4 protein-coding genes are annotated in these 7,045 nt (G+C 58.3%); all 4 read left to right on the top strand.

Annotated elements, in window-relative coordinates; translation table 11 throughout:
- A partial coding sequence (locus BHAP_RS09715) for a transposase (RefSeq protein WP_211279652.1) occupies window positions 1–522 on the top strand: 522 nt, incomplete at its 5' end.
- A gap of 62 nt (window positions 523–584) precedes the next feature.
- Window positions 585–911: a glycoside hydrolase family protein gene (locus tag BHAP_RS09710; RefSeq protein WP_094730497.1), complete on the top strand. Its 327-nt coding sequence runs from the start codon at window positions 585–587 to the stop codon at window positions 909–911.
- Between the two features lie 541 nt (window positions 912–1,452).
- On the top strand, window positions 1,453–4,338 hold the full coding sequence (locus BHAP_RS09705; RefSeq protein WP_158216467.1) for an alpha-L-rhamnosidase-related protein: 2,886 nt from the start codon (window positions 1,453–1,455) through the stop codon (window positions 4,336–4,338).
- 481 nt (window positions 4,339–4,819) lie between these two features.
- A complete protein-coding gene (locus BHAP_RS09700; protein ID WP_094730495.1) occupies window positions 4,820–7,045 on the top strand; it encodes a glycoside hydrolase family 31 protein in 2,226 nt (741 codons plus the stop codon).

Raw genomic sequence — 7,045 nt, 5'->3', positions numbered from 1 at the left:
CGATTGGTAACGGGTGACCGGTGCGCGGGACTCGTGGCCGCCGTGAACGAACTGTTGCCGGAGGCGCGTTATCAGCGGTGCATGGTGCATTTCGAACGCAATATCCTCGCCAAGGTCAACCCCAGAAACCGGGAGTGGGCTGCGGACGCGCTTAAGGCCGTGTTTGCTATGGAATCACGCGACAAGGCGTTGGAGAAGGCGGAATCCGTCGCCAAGGAACTGGAGACAAGGAAGCTCAGAGAGGCTGCCAAATGCCTGCGCGAAGGCATTAGCGAGACGACGACCTACCTGCTCGACGACTATCCGAGGGAACATCGCCGGCGCATCCGTACGAACAACATGATCGAACGATTGAACCGCGAGATCAGGCGACGCACGCGCGTGGTCGGCTCGTTTCCGGACGGGCGGAGCGCGTTGATGCTCGTCTGCGCGCGCGTCCGCTACGTGACCTCGAACGAGTGGTCGACGCGCCGTTACCTCGACATGTCCCGGCTCGGTGAGAGCGTACCAGTAGCGAACTGATCATCGTCGCAGAGCCGGGCGAAGACCAAAGTGCGCAAGAATCCGGGCACTACCGTGTTGGATTGCCGAACGGTGAAGTGAATGATGACGGTACGCCGAAACTGTTCACACGTGGTGAAGGACCGTGCATTTTCCGTGCGAACGACGGTGATGTGAACGGCTATCGTTGGTTCCTGTTTATTGATCAGCCTCGATATCACGATGGTCCGAATCATTACATCGGTTTTGCTACGCAGGATATTGCCGACCCAGACGGATGGGTACCGGTGAGTAGCAAACTGCGCGAAGGCATTCCGACTAACGCGGACGGTGGCAAACCGCGTCACGGCACCGTAATGCCGATCACTGCCGCTGAGCGTGACCGCCTCATCGCCGCCTTCGGCGAGTGATAGTTCGGCGGTGGTTTCATTTCTTCCGCCGGAATGTCACAAAAATCAAGCCCGAAACGTGACATTTCGGCGGAGAACCGCTTACCCTCCGCCGGAATATCACAGAAAACTGCCTGTTAGTGTGATATATCGGCGGAAGTCAGGTAGCTTTCCGCCGGAATGTCACGCGAATCCGGTCTTACATGTGACTTTCCGGCGGATATATTAAGAACTTCCGCCGGAAAGTCACACAATCAGGGCCTTACATGTGATATTTCGGCGGTAATTTCATTTCTTCCGCCGGAATGTCACAAAAATCAAGCCCGAAACGTGATATTTCGGCGGAACTGTACTGGTTCTCCGCCGGAATATCACACGGGAGAGGTGAGATGGCCAGTTGATGGCTCATGCAACGATGCATGCACGAGTTGGGGCTGTCATGAGTGACGCAATAGTGATATAACGACGGCAACAGATGGCAAATCTTGGCAACAACACGCGGCACGATATAGCCTGATCTGGTTATGACCATTTGTGACTCGTCATGGAGGAGGAGTCAGCCATGCTGTTGATCAACGACCGTCACGCCCCGGTAGATCTCGAACCTGATGTAGTACCAGTGCTCAGATGGCGCGATGATGATGCCGCGAGAGCTGCCGATCCCGAGCATGGTGGCAATCCAGTTGCCTATCACGTTGTGGTTGATACTCTTCAAGAAACCGTTGCTGCCGAAGGTCGGGGCGCAGTCTGGAATAGCGGCTGGGTTGACGGCGACGCATGGAACGGCGTGCCACTGACCGGCCTCGACATGTCTCCATCCCACCGCTACTGGGTATCGCTGCGCTGGCGTTATGCTGACGGCACGGAAAGTAACTGGGCTGAGCCGGCAACGTTCGGTACCGGTGCCGGGCACAATTGGCATGCCGACCCCATCTGGAGTGCTACCAATCCGACTGCCGACGATCTTGGCAACGCTGTCGGCTGGGCGTTCCTGCGTGGCACAGTCACCTTGCCAAACAAGCCAATCCGCTGGGCTACGCTCAACGCGACCGCCTCATCTACACGTCCCGCGCGTCAGTTCGTCTATCGTATGTGGCTCAACGGCCAGTTTGTCGGCGTCGGTCCGACGTTCCCCATTCATGATGAAGCGCGCTACGATGGCTTCGATGTCACGCAACTTCTGCGCGCGGGCGAACTAAACGCAATCGGAGTCGTCGCGTACACGATGGATGACCGTCGATTTATCGCCCAGCTTGATGTCTGCTATGTGGACGGATCTGTGGATCATTTTGGTACCGGTGCGCGAGATGTGGACAGTAATACGCGCGGCATGACATGGCTGTCTTTCGCCAATCCGGCCGCTGTTTATCCACCTAGTGCGTCAATCGGTACGCAATATTTTGAAGCACCAGCCGAGAACATGCGCGGCGATGCTTATCCGCAGTACTTGAGTAATCCTGATGCTGATGATACGGATGTCGAGCGCTGGCTACCGGTCGTCGTCAAACCACAGTTCGCACAACTACTCGCTACACCAACCGACAAGCTCGCCATACGATACCTGCAGCCAACGTCACTGTTGCGCGTGGAACGTCCCGTGAAACATGATGATGTAAGTGATGCTGCGGTTTGTGACGCAAGTGCTACCGACAGTGCTGAGCGATCATCCGCACCCGCGCAAATCCTCAGCGTTATTGCTGACTTCGGCAGCGCGCACATGGGTGGTATTCGGCTCGCGTTGCATCCAAGTGAGCCAATCGATCTCACTATTCGATACGGCGAAGTCTTAAACGACGACGGTTCAGTCAAATATCAGCTCTCCGCAGGCAATGTCTACGAAGACCACTGGCATATCGTACCGAACGACAAACCGCTCGAAACATGGGGATTGCGCGTGTTTCGTTACGTCGAAATCAGCGTTGCACAGCCGCCGGCCGCGCCGTCATCATGGGACACGCCGTCGCCGACCGGACTGGACGAGCGAGCCGCCGCAATCGAAGAAATCTTGCTAAGTGCTGACGGACAGCCCGCCGTCCCTGCGCTCACTGCCGCCGCACTTGTCTATCCGTCACTAGACGGCACGATCGACGCTCCTTATCCCGGCTCATTCCAGTCATCTGACCCTGCGCTCAACCGAGTCTGGCAACTGTCTGCACACACGATTGCTAACCTCAACGGCAACATTTACGCCGATTCGTGGACGCGCGAACGCGCCGCATACGAAGCGGACGCATGGATTCAGCAACGTGCGCACCTCGCGCTCGACGCCGCACCATCGCTCGGCCGATACACGATTGACTATCTCATCGCAAACCGCACATGGTCTACCGAATGGCCGCTCTATCTCGTACTTGCGGTGCATGAGTCGTGGATGCGCACCGGCTCAACCGCACAAATCGTCGATCAGTACGATCGACTGCTCGGTCTGCTGCCTGATCAGTATCTCGATGCGGCGACCGGCTTGCTGATCAAGGAGCCCGGTGAATCGAGCCACACAGACGGTGATCTGGTCGACTGGCCACCGTCAGAGCGTGACGGATTCGTGTTCGGACAAGTGAACACGGTTGTGAATGCGCTCGCGTCGCAAGTGTATGCCGATATGGCTCAGATGGCGCGGGCTGTGGGACGAGATAATGATGCGGTGCGATTTGCTGGTGTTGCGTCGCGTATGCGTGCGGCGATTCACGAGCGGCTGTATGATGCCGATCTTGGCGCGTATCGAGACGGCTTGGCGGTGGTTGGTAGCGTGGGTGCTGATGGCGGTTCAGCTGAGCGTCGGTTCGTGCCGATTGATCACGCTGCGTTGCACTCATCGGCGTTTGTGCTCGCGTTTGCGGATGTACCAACTGATCGTGTGCCTCGCATCGTTGCGTTTTTGCGCTCGTGCGGTATGGCGTGCAGTGTGTACACGGCTGCGCCGTACCTGCTGGGATTGTATGCGGCTGGCGCCGGTGATACTGCAACTGCAATGATTGCTGACCGTCGTACAACGCATTCGTGGACGTACATGATTGCGCAGAATGCGGGTGGCACGATGGAGGCTTGGGATGTGGCGCGCAAGCCGAATACCACGTATTCGCATCCGTGGGCTGCGTCGCCGGTGTTTTTGCTCATGGAAGGATTGATGGGTGTGCGACCTCTTGAGCCGGGGTATCGGCGTTTTGTGGTCGCTCTGCAGCCGGGTTCTGTGCGTGCGGCGAGTGCGACTGTGCCGACTCCAGCGGGAGATATTTGTGTGTCGTATCGGCAGGTTGCTGGTGGGGTGGGTACCTCGAAGAATACGTGCGTATGTGGTGATGGTGGTGAGCGTAGCGGGAATGATGCGTTGCAAAGTGGATGCGTCATCGAGCTTGATATAACCGTTCCGTCGCGCACGAGCGCTGATGTTATCCTGCCGACCGCAACATTCCGTGATCTCGGACCGGGACATCACCATCTCGTCGGCTGATACTCGCACGCCACACTATGATGCGCTATTGGTCGTGTAAATCACGCGATGTATAAATCACGCGATGGCATGAAACCGGTGTCGTGCCATCGCGTGAGTAGATGTCGAGTCACGAGATGGCATTTGAACGTAATTTTCCATCGCGTGATTGAGGTCTAGGTCACGCGATGGCATTTTTCGATGTTTTGCCATCGTGTGCGTCGTTTATTACGGTGTTTGAGGTCGCGGGATGGTTTCGAGTGTGTTTTGCCATCGCGTGATTGAGTGCCGAGTCACGGATGGCATTTATGGGTAATTTTCCATCGCGTGAGTAGATGGGTGATGCGCTTGCAGGGCGACTGTGGCGTGTCGCTAAATTGTAGCGCTACAATAGATAATCAGACGGATTGACTAACGGTTATGTTGTACTTGCGATACCAACATAACCGCGCCAATTCGCACGGTAGTATCAGCAACTATCAGCAAGGAAGCATTAGCTATCATGACCGACCCCAACTCACTCAACCAATCAGCTATCATCGGCAAGACGGCCTCTGAGATCGCCGCGATCCTCACCGGCACCACCGGCAATGCAACCGACGTCAGCGTCGAAACCGCGTCAACCGCAGCCAACGCAACCGCCAACATCGCCGCACGAGTCTTCCGCATCGACCCAAACGGCACCTCGATCGAATGGACCGGTGACGGCGAATACGTGCGTGTCGACGCATGGGGAACAAACAGCGTGCGCGTGCGCTCGCGGCTTATGCAGCGTCCGCTCGACAACGACTGGGCCCTTCTCGCTCCGCCGGCCGACACACCCAAGCCGAGCATCGTGGTCGGCGAATCCGCCGCAGCGCTCGTCAACGGCGAAATCGCAGTCAAACTTGAAATCACCGGCTGGCAAAAGGACCACCTGCGCCTCACGTTCATCGATACGCAAACCGGCAAAACGCTCCTCAAGGAAGCCTCCGACGGCGGCGCACTCCGCTTGTGCGCCCGCAAGCACAACCCACTCGAATCCGGTGCGGAAGCCCCCGTCGCCAGCTTCGAGCCGCCGGCAGGCGAGCACCTGTACGGCATGGGCGAATATCAGCAGCCGGTCCTCGATCTCAAGGGTTCCACGCTCGAACTCGCGCACCGTAACTCGCAGTGCTCGGTCCCGTTCGTCGTGTCGTCAGCTGGTTATGGTTTCTTGTGGCACAATCCGGCGGTTGGCCGCGTCACGTTCGCGCAGAATCGCACCGAATGGCAGGCTGATTTCACTGATCAAATCGACTACTGGATCACCGCCGGCCGCACGCCAGCCCAGATCGAATCCCAGTATGCGGACGCAACTGGTCACGCTCCAGTCATGCCGGAATGGGGCCTCGGCTTCTGGCAGTGCAAGCTGCGCTACTGGAATCAGGAACAGCTGCTCGAGGTCGCGCGCGGCTTCAAGAAGCGCAACATTCCAATCGACCTCATCGTCATCGACTTCTTCCACTGGCCGCTCATGGGCGACTTCCGCTTCGACGAGGAATTCTGGCCTGACGTCAAGGCTATGACCGACGAACTGCACAAGCTCGGCATCAAACTCATGGTCTCCATCTGGCCACAGATCGACCTCCAATCCGAAAACTATGAGGAAATGCGCCATCGCAACTTCCTCGCCAAAACCCGCACCGGCAAGGATGTGGGCATGTGGTGGCCGCGCGACAGTCAGTTCTTCGATGCAACCAACCCTGAAGCGCGTGCATTCGTGTGGCGCAAGGTCAAGGAACATTACACTGACCTTGGCGTCGACGCATTCTGGCTCGACGAGGCCGAACCCGAGTGGGGTGGCGACTACGATTACGCGCACTACATCTTCCACCTCGGCCCGGTCGGCAAGGTTGGCAACATCTATCCGCAGAAGTACAACCAGACGTTCTACGAGGGCCAGCTGTCGATCGGCCGCGAAAACAACACCGTGAACCTGTCACGCGCCGCGTGGGCGGGCGCTCAGCGGTACGGCGCGCTCGTATGGTCGGGCGACGTGCACTCAAGCTTCGACGATCTCAAGGCGCAGATCACCTGCGCGATTCACATGGGTACGGCCGGCATCCCGTGGTTCACCACCGACATGGGTGGCTTCGCGGGCTCCGACATCACCACTGACGCGTTCAAAGAACTGTTCGTCCGCTGGTGCCAGTTCTCCACGTTCTGCCCGGTCATGCGCAACCACGGTGACCGTGGTCCGAACAGTCACCAAGTGCTCGACCAGCGCGGCAACAAGATCACGCACGTGCACACCGGTGACGACAACGAACCGTGGAGCTTCGGCCCTGAAGTTGAGCAGACGATGGTCAAGTACATCAATCTGCGCGAGGCGATGCGTCCGTACACGCGCGAACTGTTCGCCGAGGCTCACGAGTCCGGCCAGCCGCTGGTGCGCGGCCTGTTCTACGAGTTCCCGGGCGAGGAAGCGGCTGCGAACATCGCCGACGAGTACCTGTTCGGACCGGATCTGCTCGTCGCTCCGGTGACTGAGCTTGGTGCGCGTTCGCGTGACGTGTATCTGCCTGGCGCGGCTAGCGCGGAGGCTGCGGGCGATGCGGCGACGACTGCCGAGCCGACGACGTGGACCAATCTGCACACCGGTGAAACGTTTACCGGCGGCCAGACGATCACCGTCGACGCGCCGCTCGACGTCGTGCCGGTCTTCGCACGCAATGGTCGCGATCACGGTCTTGCGGGTAAAATCTGA

It is taken from the genome of Bifidobacterium hapali (assembly GCF_002259755.1).
GTDB lineage: Bacteria > Actinomycetota > Actinomycetes > Actinomycetales > Bifidobacteriaceae > Bifidobacterium > Bifidobacterium hapali.
Note: the sequence above shows the minus strand (reverse complement) of the source record. Positions and strands in the feature narration are given on the sequence as shown.